This window comes from Bradyrhizobium sp. MV1.5 (genome assembly GCF_055807615.1).
Genome location: NZ_JBVVPL010000075.1, coordinates 1 through 12,699, shown reverse-complemented (window position 1 = coordinate 12,699; position 12,699 = coordinate 1). Strand labels below are relative to the sequence as shown.

Genomic DNA, 12,699 nt, shown 5'->3' with positions numbered 1-12,699 from the left:
ACAACATGATGCGCTTCTTCGCCTTACACGCCAAGGCGCAAGCGGCATAAATAGGCGAGCCCGCACCAACAGGCGCCAACAAAGCCCCCATCAGCGGGCCGGTTCAGCTGAAAACCTTGGGGTCACCGCTCTCCAGGCAATGCAAAACTCTCTCGGCGGGAGCAAAACATTCTCAAGTTCTGAGGAGCTTGCGTAGCAAGCGTCTCGAAGGATGACGGCCCCGCTGGTGGCCTCGCCCTTCGAGACGCGCGCTTCGCGGGCACCTCAGGTTGAATATATGTCGTATCGGCGACGACCGGCGCATTAACCGTCCACTCATCCTTTTCGTCAAAATAGCACCGCTCTGGCCGCAGCGTCGCTCGCGGAGCGGCCTCCCGCGTGGTGAAATCGAGCTTCGGCTTCGAGTGGTGTGATGCGTAACATAATGATCTTCGCGGCGATCATGATCGGCCTCGGCACCTTCATGGCGCAGATGGCGGACAGGATGAGCTCCGCTTCGGCGACGTCGGTGCAGCGTACGGTAGCAGTCGCGTCCACCGCGCCGGCCGGCGGCCGTAGCCTCAACATTCCCCGCGACGGCCGTGGCCACTTCCAGACCGAGGGCCGGATCGAAGGCCAGCGCATCGGCTTCATGGTCGACACCGGCGCCTCGGTGGTTGCGTTGAACGAGACCTCGGCCGCCCGCTTCGGCCTGCGTCCCTCGCGCAGCGATTACAGCGCCACGGTCTCCACCGCCAACGGCACCATCAAGGCCGCGCGCACCCGCATCGCCATGCTCGATATCGGCGGCCTCGTCGTGCGCGATGTCGATGCCATGGTGCTGCCCGACGAAGCACTGTCCGAGAACCTGCTTGGCCTCTCCTTCCTCTCTCGCCTCAAGCGCTTCGAATACGCCAACGGTCAGATGGTGCTGGAGCAGTAAGTTCGCCCCGGCGGCCTCGCTAGGCCCTCCCACTGAGGCGGGCGGCATGCTATATTCTGCCGATGAACAGTCCCGACGCGATTGCCATCCTGCGACAGTCTGAACCGGCCCTGCGCAAGCGGGGCGTTTTGCATGCAGCGTTGTTTGGCTCGGTGGCGAGGGGCGAAAGTCATTCCGGCAGTGATGTCGATATCATGGTCGAGATCGATCCGGATGCGCGGATCACGGTCTTCGATTACGTCGAGCTCAAAGAATATATTGCCAATCTTTTTGACGAGCCCGTTGACGTCGTCAACCGGGACGGCCTGAAATCATACGTCGCTCCCGCAGCGACGGCTGACACTGTCTATGCCTTCTGATCGCATCGAGGGGACTCTCCGCGACGTCTTGCATCACATCGATTTGGCGATCGAGTTCGCCGGAGGCCGTGATCGCGATGGGTTCGCGGCAGATCTACGGACCGTCTACGCGGTAACGCGGTGCCTGGAGATCATTTCAGAAGCATCTCGCCGCCTGCCTGATGACTTGAAAACGAGGCACCCAGCGATCGCGTGGAAGCAGATGGCGGCTGCGGGCAATGTCTATCGCCACAACCATGAGGACGTTGCAGCCCGCTTTGTGTGGGAGACGGTTCAACAGGCTCTTCCGCCTCTAAGGGCGGTCGTTGAAGAGGGGGTTGCGCGCCTGCAGAGTTAGCCCATTCTGGTCAGAGATGCATATCTCGTTGCGGGTACAAACCCCGTTACCAAACTGCCGCAATTATCATCCATAAGCTGCCATTCCCGCCTTCCGCTGCAGCCCGGCATTCGCTAAGGCTGCATCAAATCTGGCTCTTTTTCACGAGACCGTCTCAATGTTCCCCAAGCCGAAATCCGTGTTGCTGCCCAACACCTATGCCTTCGAATCCGAGCCGATGGTGAAGGCCACGGGCTTTCGCGAATACGACGCGCGCTGGCTGTTTCAGACGGAAATCAACCTGATGGGAATCCAGGCGCTCGGCATGGGGCTGGGCGCGCTGATTGCGGAGCTCGGCGTCAGCCAAGAGATCGTCACCGGTCACGATTTTCGCGGCTATTCGGCCTCGATCAAATATGCGCTGATCTCCGGCCTGATGGCGGCAGGCTGCAAGGTGCACGACATCGGGCTCGCGGTGACGCCGATGGCCTATTTCGCCCAGTTCGACCTCGACGTGCCCTGCTGCGCCATGGTCACGGCCTCGCACAACGACAATGGCTGGACCGGCGTGAAGATGGGCGCCAACCGCCCGCTGACCTTCGGCCCCGACGAGATGACGCGGCTGAAGGAGATCGTGCTGGGCGCCGAGTTCAAGAACAAGGCCGGCGGCTCCTATCAATTCCACGAGAATTATCCGGCGCGCTACATCGCCGATCTCACCAGCCGTCCGAAGCTCAAGCGCAAGCTCAAGGTCGTCGCGGCCTGCGGCAACGGCACTGCCGGCGCGTTCGCGCCGCAGGTGCTGGAGGCGATCGGCTGCGAGGTGATCCCGCTCGACACCGAGCTCGACCACACCTTCCCGAAATACAATCCGAACCCCGAAGACATGGAGATGCTGCACGCGATCCGCGACGCGGTGCTGCAGCACAAGGCCGATGTGGGTCTCGGCTTCGACGGTGACGGCGATCGCTGCGGCGTCGTCGACAACACCGGCGAGGAGATCTTTGCCGACAAGGTCGGCGTGATGCTGGCGCGCGACATGTCCGCGATCCACAAGGACGCACAGTTCATCGTCGACGTGAAATCGACCGGCCTCTTCATCACCGATCCGGTGCTGCGGAAGCAGGGTGCAAGAACCACCTACTGGAAGACCGGCCATTCCTACATGAAGCGCCGCACCCATGAGACGGGTGCGCTCGCCGGCTTCGAGAAGTCCGGCCACTTCTTCTTCAACAAGCCGTATGGACGCGGCTATGACGACGGTCTCGTGTCGGCGCTCGCGATCTGCGACATGCTCGACCGCGCCCCCGGTAAGTCGATGGCCGATCTCAAGAACGCGCTGCCGAAGACCTGGTCGTCGCCGACCATGTCGCCGCATTGCGGCGACGAGGTGAAGTACGGCGTCATCGACAAAGTGGTGAAGCACTTCGAGGGCTTGCAGGCCAAGGGCGCCAAGATCGGCGGCCAGTCGATCCGCGATCTCGTCACCGTCAACGGCGTCCGCGTCACGGTCGAGGACGGCAGCTGGGGCCTGGTGCGTGCCTCCTCCAACAAGCCCGAGCTCGTCGTCGTGGTCGAGAGCCCGGTCTCCGAGCAGCGCATGCATGACATGTTCGAGATGGTGAACAGCGTGCTGCGCACCCATCCCGAAGTCGGCGAGTACAATCAGAAGATTTGAGGCGCAAGCAAGTCGCCAGGCACGCGGCTGTCATGCCCCGGCTTGACCGGGGCATCCAGTACGCCGCGGCTTATCCGTACCCGATCGTCGTCTCTGGAATACCGGATCGCCCGGTCGAGCCGGGCGATGACAGGTTGCGTGTGGTGAGCCCTAAGCCGCCACCACCGCCGGGATCGGCAGCGCGGTGACCGACTTGATCTTCTCCATCGCGAAGCGTGAGGTGACGTTCTTCAGCGGCACGGCGCTGATCAGTTTCTTGTAGAACACGTCATAGGCCTGCATGTCCGCGACGACGACGCGCAGCATGTAGTCGACGTCGCCGGCCATCCGATAGAACTCCATCACCTCGGGCATGGCGCTGACGGCTTCGGCGAACTTCTTGAGCCAGGCGTCGGAATGGTCGGAGCTCTCGACCGACACGAACACGGAGATGCCGAGCCCGATCTTGTTCTGGTCGACCAGCGCCACGCGCTTCGTGATCACGCCGTCGGCCTCCAGGCGCTGGATGCGCTTCCAGCAGGGGGTCGAGGACAGGCCGACGCGGTCGCCGATCTCGGCGACGGAGAGGGAGGCATCGTCCTGCAGCACCATCAGAATCTTGCGGTCGATGGCGTCGAGGCGGCGGCTGGTCTCGGGGAGCGGGACGGCGAGATCGGTCATTTGAAGAACTTTGTTCCATTTCAAGGGACGTTTTCCCTGATATAGAGAAAATCTTTCCACGGCAAGCTTATATTCTCAGCGCGTCCTTCGAATTGCTGCGGTGCTCGCCTCGCAAAAGTTCTTCAACTTCAACGCGTTGCGGGGCGGCCAGGCCACCGCCATGGCGGGTGCATTTCAGCGCCGCGGCGGCCGCGGCGAATTGCAGCGCCTGCCCCACGCCGCCGCCTTCGGCGAGGCGAAGCGTGAAGGCGCCATGGAAGACGTCGCCGGCGCCGAGCGTATCGACCGCCTGAACTGCGAACGCCGGCGTCTCCTCGATCTCTCCGGCCTCGTTCAGCCAGATCGTGCCGCGCGGGCCGCGGGTGGCGGCGAGGAAGGCTGGCGTGAGCGCGGCCAGGCGCTTCAACGCATCGCCGTCATCGGCGATGCCGGCGGTCTGCTGAACCTGTTCGCTGGCGAATAGTAGATGCGACGCTGTCGTGAGCAGTCCGTCGTGCAACGACATCGCGCGATCGACGCCGACGATGACGGCAATGCCGCGCCGGCGTGCCTCAGTGCAGAGGTCCGTGCAGAACGATGCGCAGCGGCTCTCGACGAGGACTGCCTGACAATCGGCGAGCAGCTTGTCGGCGTCGGGCAGCTCGACTGTCCACAGGGCCGGATCGCGATAGATCGTGAGCGTTCGCTCGCCCGTCGCGTCAATGATGATGGCAGAGACGGGCGTGGTCGCATCAGGTATGCGCACGATATGGCTTGTGTCGAGATTCTCCGATGCCATGCGCTCGAGAATGAAGCCGCTCGACGTCTCCCGCGCATCGCCCATCGGACCTGCGAACGCGACGCGGCCGCCAAGCCGCGCGATCGAGATCGCCGCGTTGAGTGCGTTGCCGCCGCAGATCTCCGCAAGATGCGTGGCGTTGGCCTTGCTGCCGCGCGCGGGTACGGCCTCGACCCGAAACGCCAGGTCGCGCACGGGAATGCCGATGCAGAGGATGCGCGGCGCGATCACAGAGTGCGCCATCTCCGGTCTCAGCTCTTGTCGTGCACCCAGCGGCCAAGCAAATGATGCGCAATCGCAAACGGATGCGGGCCGGCGAGCCCGTCCGGATGAGTCCGCGTCAGCATCAAGGCCGCCTCCTGGCGCGTGAACCAGCGCGCATCCTCCAGCTCGGAGTGATCGACGACGATGTCCTCGCTCACGGCCCGCGCGCTGCACCCGATCATCAGCGACGACGGATAGGGCCACGGCTGGGTCATGTAATACTGCACGTCGGTGCAGCGGATCCCCGACTCCTCGAAAATCTCGCGCCGGACCGCGTCCTCGATGGTCTCGGCGGCCTCGACGAAACCGGCGAGGCACGAATACATGCCCGGCGGAAACTGCTTCTGGCGGCCGAGCAGGCACTTTTCGCCGGCGGCGACGTGCATGATCACGACGGGGTCGGTGCGCGGGAAATGCTCGGCCTTGCAACTCGGGCACTCCCGCTTCCAGCCACCTTCCTTCATCGCGCTGCGCGTGCCGCAATTGGCGCAATAACCGTGGCGCTGATGCCAGCTCACCATCGATTTCGCCATCGCGATCGCCGACAGCTCCTGCGGCGGCACCGCGCCCTGCATCGCCATGCCGCGCAGCTCGCTGAGAGCGTAGTCCTCGCGCCCGACCAGCTTCTCGGACGCGGCCTGCGACAGGCCCATACCGAACATCGCGGCGCCGTCGCGCAGACCGAGGAAGATCGTGCCGGGATTGGCGCCGCATTTCAGCGCCTCGTCGATTCCGAGCAGCGCGCGTACTTTTTCGCCCTCGCGCTTCACCAGCAGCGAGTCGCGGTAGACGACATAGGCGCGCGAGGACGGCTTCTGCTCCATCGCGAACAGCTTTTCGTCGTCGCGGCGCAGATGCGCGGCGCGGTCGAGAATGTTGGTGACGAAGGCCGGCTGCCCCAGCGGAAACGAATCGAATGCTGACATTTCTTGTTCTTTCAACCCAACCAGATCTTGCGGCGAAGCGCGCTGATGAAACTCTGCACCTCGGTGGCGTCGTGCGCCAAGGGCTGCATCACGCCCCAGACCGGCCGCGGCCAGGCGGCGTCACTGGTACGGCGCGCGATGATGTGGACGTGAAGCTGCGGCACGAGGTTGCCGAGTGCCGCGATGTTGAGCTTGTCGCATCTGGTGATCTCCTTCAGCGCGCGCGAGACGCGGGAGATCTCCGTCATCAATTGCGCCTGCTGCACCTCGTCGAGATCGATGATCTCCACCGCATCCGCGCGCCGCGGCACCAGCAACAGCCAGGGATAATGCGCGTCCTTGATGACCAAGACCTTGGACAGCGGCAAATCGCCGATGTCGATGGTGTCCTCTTTCAGGCGGGAGTGCAGCGACCAGGCGGGTTCGGACATGAAGGTTTCCGGATGGCCCGATGGGGTCGGGCGTGGCGGGGCGGAACCCCTGAATATTTATGCGGACCATACGACAGCGATTCCGATAGGGGAAGGATCGCGCTCCGCGGCAGCCGCATACGCGATCGTCGTCCTGGACAAGCGCAGCGCAGATCCAGGACCCCTTACCACCGGATTGGGTTTGGCGAAGATTCGGGCGCAAATTGCCCGACGTCGCGCAAGATCTTGATGGCGCCGAACGGCGCCAAGGCCTGGTTGTAATCGACGCGAAGGTCGACCTTGTCGTCGAACTCGTTGCGGATCGCGGGGAGGTGCTCGAGATCCTCGCGATGCGGCTTCACGCCGGTCTTGACCTTCTAGATGAAATTGCCGACGCCCTGGATGCGCCATCTTGATCGCGCTTCCGACCAGGACAGCCTGAGACGTTCGACGGTCGCTTCGGTCATGTCAGGCCTCCATTGACGTGCCAGACCTGGCCGGTGACGTAGGACGCTTTTGGCGAGGCGAGGAAGGCGATGATCTCGGCGACTTCCTCCGACCGCCCGCGGCGGCCCATCGGGATCAGCGCCTCGGTCGCGGCGATCTGCTCGGGTGAAAGCCGGCTTTCGCTTGGTTTGTCCTTGACGATGAGGCCCGGCGCGACTGCGTTGACGGTGATGCCCTCCTTGGCGAGCTCGACTGCAGTGAGCCGTACCAGCGCTTCGAGCGCGGAGCGGCTCGCAGCCGTCGCGGCGAAGGGCGCGAATTCGGGTCGAATCGCATGCGCCACGAAGGACGATACCGCCACGATCCGCGCATCTCGTCCCGCACGCAGCTGCGGAAGAGCAAGCTTGACGAAACGTGTGAAGGCGAGGGCCGATTCGTCCATCGCCTGCAGGAATTGATCCGCGGGCGTGCCGATCGCGCTGCCGCGCCGGGCGTGACCTCCGACCAGGATCAATCCGTCAAGCCGGCCAAAATCGAGATGGGCGGTCGCGCAAGCAAGCGTCAGGGCCACTTCATTGGCGAGATCGCCGAGGCATGTTGCAACAGCCGCGCCGCTTGCTTTGGCTTCCGCGGCGGTCGCCTTGAGGCCGTCCTCATTCGATCGGGTATGCAGCACGAGCCCGACGCCGGGAGCTGCGAGCAGTTTTGCTGTGGCACGGCCGATGCCGCTGGCGGCGCCGGTGACGAGATAGACGCGATTGATTTCGGACATCACGAAGCCGTTGTGGCCGGCGGCAATGCGCCGGTGCGGTGGAAGGAAATGGCTGAGGAAGGCGCGCGTCGCCGCCTCCCGCGGATTGTCGCTCACCAGCAGCGCCGGGTCTATCGGCTGGGCAGACCGGGAATTGCCCGAATGCTGAGCAAGCCACCATGAAGCCCAGCCTGTTCAAGCCGATACCCGCTTGCTTTCCGGTCCTTTTGGCCCCAAATAGGGACCGGGAGATTGGCGGTGGACGAGCCACTCGCCAACCGGGTCAGGTCCGGAAGGAAGCAGCCCTAACGAGGTCCGGATCGGGTCGCTCGTCAGTCTCCTACCTGTTTTTCCGAGCGAATTGCGCCGGCGGCTCGGGCCGCCAGCGCGCTCCTTTCCGCAAAGCCGGCCGAAAGACACTTCATTGCGGATCGACCGATGACCGACGCTGGCGCCCCTCCCAACCCTGACAGCGCCGGCCAGGCCAGCACGCCCTACCGGGTGTTGGCGCGGAAATACCGTCCTTCCAGCTTCGATGATCTGATCGGCCAGGAAGCCGTGGTCCGCACCGTCTCCAACGCATTCGAGACCGGCCGCATTCCGCAGGCCTGGATCCTCACCGGCGTTCGCGGGGTCGGCAAGACCACCACCGCGCGCATCCTTGCCCGTGCACTCAACTACGAGATGCCGGATGGCTCGGTGAAGGGCCCGACGGTCCAGATGCCGACGCTCGGCGTGCATTGCCAGGCGATCATGGAAAGCCGGCACATGGACGTGCTGGAGATGGACGCGGCCTCGCATACCGGCGTCGACGACGTTCGTCAGATCAATGACAGCGTCCGCTACGCGCCGGCCAGCGCCCGCTACAAGGTCTACATCATCGACGAAGTCCACATGCTGTCGACGGCGGCGTTCAACGCCTTCCTGAAGACGCTGGAGGAACCGCCGGAGCACGCCAAATTCGTGTTCGCCACGACGGAGATTCGCAAGGTTCCGGTGACCGTGCTGTCGCGCTGCCAGCGTTTTGACCTGCGCCGCGTCGAGGCCGACGTGCTGATGAAGCATCTCGCCAACATCGCGGCCAAGGAAAACGTCGAGATCGAGCCCGAAGCACTCGGCATCATCGCGCGCGCCGCGGAAGGCTCGGTGCGCGATTCGCTCTCGCTGCTCGATCAGGCGATCGCGCATGCGGCAGGCACCGTGAAGGCCGATGCCGTCAGGCAGATGCTGGGGCTCGCCGATCGCACCCGGGTCATCGATCTTTTCGATTCGCTGGCGCGTGGCGACATCGCATCCGCGTTCAGGGAGTTCCGCGACCAGTACGACGTCGGCGCCGATCCGATCGTCGTGCTCTCGGATCTCGCCGAATTCGTCAATTTCGTCACCCGCGTGAAGATCGTGCCGGCGACCGCCGACAACGTTGCCTATGGCGAGACCGAGCGCGTGCGCGCGCGGGATTTCGCCTCGAAGATCTCGATGCGAGTTCTGTCCCGGATGTGGCAGATGCTGCTCAAGGGCATCACCGAGGTGCAGGCCGCGACGCGGCCCGCGGCTGCCGCCGAGATGGTGCTGGTGCGCATCGCCTATGTCGCCGACCTGCCGACGCCGGACGAAGCGCTCAAGATGCTGGAGCAGAACGGCGGCGGCTCGCCGGTCGTGAGCGGCGGCAGTGCCGCGCGCAACGCGCCGGCCGGGCCGGTGGCGTCCGCAGCGCCGGTTCGCATGCCGACTTCGTCACCGTCCTCGTTCGGCGGCGGTGGTGCCCGTCCGCAAATGGCTGCGCCCGCGCCGGATCCGCAAGCTGCCGCGCCCGTATTGCGCGTCACGAGCTTCACCCAGCTCGTCGCGCTGGCCGGGCAGAAGCGCGATCTCCTGACCAAGGGCGCGCTCGAAGGCGACATGCGCCTCGTTCGTTTCGAGGAAGGCCGGCTCGAAGTTGCGCTCGAGCCCAACGCCTCCAAGACCATGATTTCCGATCTTGCGCGCAAATTCGAGCTCTGGACCGGGCGCCGCTGGACCGTGATCGTCTCCAACGAGCCGGGCCAGCCGACGCTGCGCTCGGTGAGCCAAGCGGCCAAGCAGGAACATGCGCGTACCGCCGAGGCCGATCCGCGCGTGCGCGAGGTGCTGTCGCGTTTTCCGGGTGCGAAGGTCGTCGAGGTCCGCAGGCTTGCCCCCGAGGCGCCGGAATCCGATATTAATGCCGACTATGGCAGTGACGATCCGCCCGACGGTTCCGACGGCGACGATCTCTAGAGCCAATTTTCCAAGGACAGCACCGATGGTCGATATTTTCGGCATGATGAAGCAGGCGCAGCAGCTGCAATCCAAGATGCAGGAGATGCAGGACCAGCTCGCCAACGTCGAGGTCGAGGGCATCTCCGGCGGCGGTCTCGTCGCCGTGCGCATGACCGCGAAGATGGACGTCAAGGGCGTGAAAATCGATCCTTCGCTGATGAAGGCGGAAGAGCGCGAGGTGCTCGAGGATCTGCTCGTCACCGCGTTCGGCGAGGCCCGCCGCAAGGCGGAAGCCGCCATGCAGGAGAAGATGCAGTCGCTCACCGGCGGGCTCGGCCTGCCGCCGGGGCTGTCGGGGCTGTTCGGCCAGTAGGATGGGCGCTGTTGCAGGTCCTGAAATCGAGCGGCTGGTCCAGCTTCTCGCGCGGCTGCCGGGCCTCGGCCCGCGCTCGGCGCGGCGCGCCGCGCTGCATCTGATCAAGAAGCGCGAAGCGCTGATGATGCCGCTGTCCTCGGCCATGCAGGTTGCGCTCGAGAAGGTCCAGGTCTGCAAGACCTGCGGCAACATCGACACGCAAAGTCCCTGCACGGTCTGCACCGATCCGAGGCGCGATCCCTCGATCATCGTCGTCGTCGCCGACGTTGCCGATCTCTGGGCGCTGGAGCGGGCCAATGCCACCCAAGGGCGCTATCACGTGCTGGGCGCGACATTGTCGCCGCTCGACGGCGTCGGCCCGCAGGACCTCACCATCGAGGCGCTGGTCGCGCGCGCGCATGAGGCGCAGGTGCATGAGGTGATCCTGGCACTGAATGCCACCGTCGACGGCCAGACCACGGCACACTACATCACCGACCTGCTTCAGGACGCCAACGTAAAAGTAACCCGGCTCGCCCATGGTGTGCCGGTCGGCGGCGAGCTTGATTATCTCGATGAAGGTACGCTATCCGCCGCGATGCGGCAGCGTACCCTGTTCTAGCCATCAGACTTACGGAACGGACGACATGACGAAACTTTTCGCCAAACGATGGGCTTTGGTCGCGACGCTGACGATGCTGGCGACGCCGGCCATCTCCGCGCAGCAGGACGACGGGGCTCCGCCGCCGTCGAGGCCCGGCAAGCCGATCAATGCCGGCGAGGTGCTCTCGGGCGAGCTGAACACGATGAAAGTGCGCGACGTCAAGAACGTCGGCAAGCGGATTGCCATGTACCAGATCACCTCCGAGCCGCGCCGGCTGCCGCCGCCGAACGGATTGTGCAATCTCGAGACCGGGCCCGAAACCTTCCAGCTCGTTCCCAGCGGCGATGCGCAGGCCGCACAGCTGAAGACGTTCACCGGCAAGGAAATCTCGGTCAAGGTCGACGAGATCGCCTGCGCCAGCGATCCCGGCCAGATGAGCGAGGCCGTGATCACGAAGTGGAGCCTGATCAAGAAGCAGTAGGGTGCGGGGCGCTCTGCTCTCTCCGTCATTGCGAGGAGAACTTGCGACGAAGCAATCCAGACCGTCTCCTCGGCGGCAGTCTGGATTGCTTCGCTTCGCTCGCAATGACGAAGGGAAGAGAGTCGACCTAAACCCTCACCGGCCCCAGCGCATCGAAATGCCCGCGCTTCTGCAGCCAAGCCAGCAGCACCAGGCTCGGGATCGCCACCAGCATGCAGATCACGAAGAACAGCGGCCAGCCGGTGGTATCAGCCACGAAGCCGGCGCCTGACGAGAGATAGGTCCGCCCCACCGCGGCAAGCGCGGTCAGCAGCGCATATTGCGTCGCCGTGTGCAGCGGGTTCTGGCAGAGCGCCGAAAGATAGGCGACGAAGATCACCGTGCCGATGGCGCTGGTGAAGTTCTCACAGGTGATGGCGAAGGCGAGCGCCCATTGGCTGGTACCGACAAAGGCCAGCCAGGAGAAGGAGAGGTTCGCGAGCGCCTGCACCACGCCGCCGATCCAGAGGCTGGTCGCAAGCGAATAGCGCCTCGCGACGAAGCCGCCGGCAAAGCCGCCGATCAGCGTCGCCGCGAGGCCGACGCCCTTCACGATCGCCGCATAGTCGTTGCGGGAGAAGCCGAGGTCGATCACGAACGGCGCGGTCATCGTGCCGGAGAAGGCGTCGGTGAACTTGAACAGCACGACAAAGGCGAGTGCCGCAAGCGCGTCCTTGCGCGTCAGGAATTCCGAGAAGGCGCCGATCGCCGCGTGCAGCACGCGCGCCAACGCGGTCTGCGTCTGCGTCGCGGCTTCCGCCCGCACCGACTGCTCGGGCTCGGTCGCAACCAGCGCCGTGATCGTCCCGATCAGCACCATCGCCGCCATCACCACATAGCCCCACATCCAGGCGGAGGTGCGGGTGATGCCGGTGCCCTCGAAGCCCGAGACGACGAACAGCGCGCCGGCGGTCGAGACCAGCATGCCGATGCGATAGGCCGCGACATAGGACGCCATGCCGGCGGCCTGCTCGCTCTCCGGCAGGCTCTCGACGCGGAAGGCGTCGACCACGATGTCCTGCGTCGACGAGGCCGTCGCCACCAGCAATGCGCCGAGCGCGACGTAGAATGGCGAGCGCGCGGGATCGGTCAGCGCCAGCAGCAGAATCGCTGCGATCAGCAGCAATTGCGAGAACAGCAGCCAGCCTCGCCGCCGCCCGAACGCGCGCGTGAACAGCGGCACATGCATCGCATCCACCAGCGGCGCCCACAGGAATTTCAGCGTGTAGGGCGTGCCGACCAGCGCAAACAGCCCGATGGTCTTGAGATCGACGCCGGATTCCCGCATCCACACCAGCAGCGTCGAGCCCGACAACGCCAGCGGCAGCCCGGACGAGAAGCCGAGGAACAGCACGATCAGCACCCGCGGTTGCAGGTAGACGGCAAGGCTGTCACGCCAGGACTTCTTGATGCGAACAGGCCGGTGCGTATTTCGAATCCGCGCAGCGAGCTTCGAGGCCCACAGACGCCG

14 protein-coding genes, 1 other RNA gene and 1 pseudogene are annotated in these 12,699 nt (G+C 64.6%); 9 read left to right on the top strand and 7 right to left on the bottom strand.

Features of this window, described 5'->3' with window-relative positions:
• The first annotated feature begins 412 nt into the window (after positions 1–412).
• The 4 genes from AC0L2J_RS33810 to AC0L2J_RS33795 all read left to right on the top strand — a co-directional run bounded on the left by AC0L2J_RS33810 (position 413) and on the right by AC0L2J_RS33795 (position 3,275).
• Positions 413–922 (top strand): TIGR02281 family clan AA aspartic protease, encoded by a 510-nt coding sequence (locus AC0L2J_RS33810; protein ID WP_007604668.1) that lies wholly within the window; start codon positions 413–415, stop codon positions 920–922.
• Between the two features lie 62 nt (positions 923–984).
• A complete protein-coding gene (locus AC0L2J_RS33805; RefSeq protein ID WP_050992535.1) occupies positions 985–1,281 on the top strand; it encodes a nucleotidyltransferase family protein in 297 nt (98 codons plus the stop codon).
• Positions 1,271–1,618, top strand: coding sequence for a HepT-like ribonuclease domain-containing protein (locus tag AC0L2J_RS33800; protein WP_473395874.1), 348 nt, complete (start codon positions 1,271–1,273; stop codon positions 1,616–1,618). The genes AC0L2J_RS33805 and AC0L2J_RS33800 overlap by 11 nt, the downstream gene beginning before the upstream one ends.
• A 157-nt stretch (positions 1,619–1,775) precedes the next feature.
• Positions 1,776–3,275, top strand: coding sequence for a phosphomannomutase/phosphoglucomutase (locus tag AC0L2J_RS33795; protein WP_473395873.1), 1,500 nt, complete (start codon positions 1,776–1,778; stop codon positions 3,273–3,275).
• 150 nt (positions 3,276–3,425) lie between these two features.
• Here the strand turns inward: AC0L2J_RS33795 and AC0L2J_RS33790 are convergent, their stop codons facing one another.
• The 6 genes and pseudogenes from AC0L2J_RS33790 to AC0L2J_RS33765 all read right to left on the bottom strand — a co-directional run bounded on the left by AC0L2J_RS33790 (position 3,426) and on the right by AC0L2J_RS33765 (position 7,532).
• On the bottom strand, positions 3,426–3,935 hold the full coding sequence (locus tag AC0L2J_RS33790; protein WP_007604670.1) for an Lrp/AsnC family transcriptional regulator: 510 nt from the start codon (positions 3,933–3,935) through the stop codon (positions 3,426–3,428).
• Positions 3,936–4,002: 67 nt separating this feature from the next.
• Positions 4,003–4,956 (bottom strand): sugar kinase, encoded by a 954-nt coding sequence (locus AC0L2J_RS33785; RefSeq protein ID WP_473395872.1) that lies wholly within the window; start codon positions 4,954–4,956, stop codon positions 4,003–4,005.
• An 8-nt stretch (positions 4,957–4,964) separates the two neighbouring features.
• Entirely contained in the window at positions 4,965–5,903 is a 939-nt protein-coding gene (gene nudC / locus AC0L2J_RS33780; protein ID WP_007604672.1) for an NAD(+) diphosphatase, read from the bottom strand.
• An 11-nt stretch (positions 5,904–5,914) separates the two neighbouring features.
• Positions 5,915–6,334 carry an HIT domain-containing protein gene (locus AC0L2J_RS33775; protein WP_007604673.1) on the bottom strand — a complete coding sequence of 140 codons (420 nt, stop codon included), beginning with the start codon at positions 6,332–6,334 and terminating at the stop codon, positions 5,915–5,917.
• Between the two features lie 164 nt (positions 6,335–6,498).
• Positions 6,499–6,678 (bottom strand): annotated as a pseudogene (locus tag AC0L2J_RS33770) (cycloisomerase); the annotation flags it as partial.
• Between the two features lie 98 nt (positions 6,679–6,776).
• The gene (locus AC0L2J_RS33765; protein WP_035974609.1) at positions 6,777–7,532 is read right to left on the bottom strand and encodes an SDR family oxidoreductase; all 756 of its coding nucleotides are present in this window, start codon (positions 7,530–7,532) and stop codon (positions 6,777–6,779) included.
• A 226-nt stretch (positions 7,533–7,758) separates the two neighbouring features.
• Between AC0L2J_RS33765 and ffs the strand changes: the two genes are divergently transcribed.
• From ffs to AC0L2J_RS33740, 5 genes are all read left to right on the top strand, one after another.
• An RNA gene (gene ffs, locus AC0L2J_RS33760) (signal recognition particle sRNA small type) lies at positions 7,759–7,855 on the top strand.
• Positions 7,856–7,949: 94 nt separating this feature from the next.
• Positions 7,950–9,767 (top strand): DNA polymerase III subunit gamma/tau, encoded by a 1,818-nt coding sequence (locus AC0L2J_RS33755; RefSeq protein ID WP_063994226.1) that lies wholly within the window; start codon positions 7,950–7,952, stop codon positions 9,765–9,767.
• Between the two features lie 25 nt (positions 9,768–9,792).
• Positions 9,793–10,122, top strand: a complete 330-nt coding sequence (locus AC0L2J_RS33750; protein WP_007597704.1) for a YbaB/EbfC family nucleoid-associated protein — start codon at positions 9,793–9,795, stop codon at positions 10,120–10,122.
• Position 10,123: 1 nt separating this feature from the next.
• On the top strand, positions 10,124–10,726 hold the full coding sequence (recR, locus tag AC0L2J_RS33745) for a recombination mediator RecR (protein WP_007604678.1): 603 nt from the start codon (positions 10,124–10,126) through the stop codon (positions 10,724–10,726).
• A gap of 25 nt (positions 10,727–10,751) precedes the next feature.
• On the top strand, positions 10,752–11,189 hold the full coding sequence (locus tag AC0L2J_RS33740) for a hypothetical protein (RefSeq protein ID WP_007604679.1): 438 nt from the start codon (positions 10,752–10,754) through the stop codon (positions 11,187–11,189).
• Positions 11,190–11,316: 127 nt separating this feature from the next.
• Here the strand turns inward: AC0L2J_RS33740 and AC0L2J_RS33735 are convergent, their stop codons facing one another.
• Positions 11,317–12,666: an AmpG family muropeptide MFS transporter gene (locus AC0L2J_RS33735; RefSeq protein WP_473395875.1), complete on the bottom strand. Its 1,350-nt coding sequence runs from the start codon at positions 12,664–12,666 to the stop codon at positions 11,317–11,319.
• Positions 12,667–12,699: the final 33 nt, after the last annotated feature.

Coding starts and splice junctions, on each gene's coding strand:
- recR (WP_007604678.1), top strand. CDS start 10,124: ATGGGCGCTGTTGCAGGTCCTGAAATCGAGCGGCTGGTCCAGCTTCTC.
- AC0L2J_RS33740 (WP_007604679.1), top strand. CDS start 10,752: ATGACGAAACTTTTCGCCAAACGATGGGCTTTGGTCGCGACGCTGACG.
- nudC (WP_007604672.1), bottom strand. CDS start 5,903: ATGTCAGCATTCGATTCGTTTCCGCTGGGGCAGCCGGCCTTCGTCACC.
- AC0L2J_RS33775 (WP_007604673.1), bottom strand. CDS start 6,334: ATGTCCGAACCCGCCTGGTCGCTGCACTCCCGCCTGAAAGAGGACACC.
- AC0L2J_RS33805 (WP_050992535.1), top strand. CDS start 985: ATGAACAGTCCCGACGCGATTGCCATCCTGCGACAGTCTGAACCGGCC.
- AC0L2J_RS33800 (WP_473395874.1), top strand. CDS start 1,271: ATGCCTTCTGATCGCATCGAGGGGACTCTCCGCGACGTCTTGCATCAC.
- AC0L2J_RS33750 (WP_007597704.1), top strand. CDS start 9,793: ATGGTCGATATTTTCGGCATGATGAAGCAGGCGCAGCAGCTGCAATCC.
- AC0L2J_RS33755 (WP_063994226.1), top strand. CDS start 7,950: ATGACCGACGCTGGCGCCCCTCCCAACCCTGACAGCGCCGGCCAGGCC.
- AC0L2J_RS33765 (WP_035974609.1), bottom strand. CDS start 7,532: ATGTCCGAAATCAATCGCGTCTATCTCGTCACCGGCGCCGCCAGCGGC.
- AC0L2J_RS33785 (WP_473395872.1), bottom strand. CDS start 4,956: ATGGCGCACTCTGTGATCGCGCCGCGCATCCTCTGCATCGGCATTCCC.
- AC0L2J_RS33790 (WP_007604670.1), bottom strand. CDS start 3,935: ATGACCGATCTCGCCGTCCCGCTCCCCGAGACCAGCCGCCGCCTCGAC.
- AC0L2J_RS33810 (WP_007604668.1), top strand. CDS start 413: ATGCGTAACATAATGATCTTCGCGGCGATCATGATCGGCCTCGGCACC.
- AC0L2J_RS33795 (WP_473395873.1), top strand. CDS start 1,776: ATGTTCCCCAAGCCGAAATCCGTGTTGCTGCCCAACACCTATGCCTTC.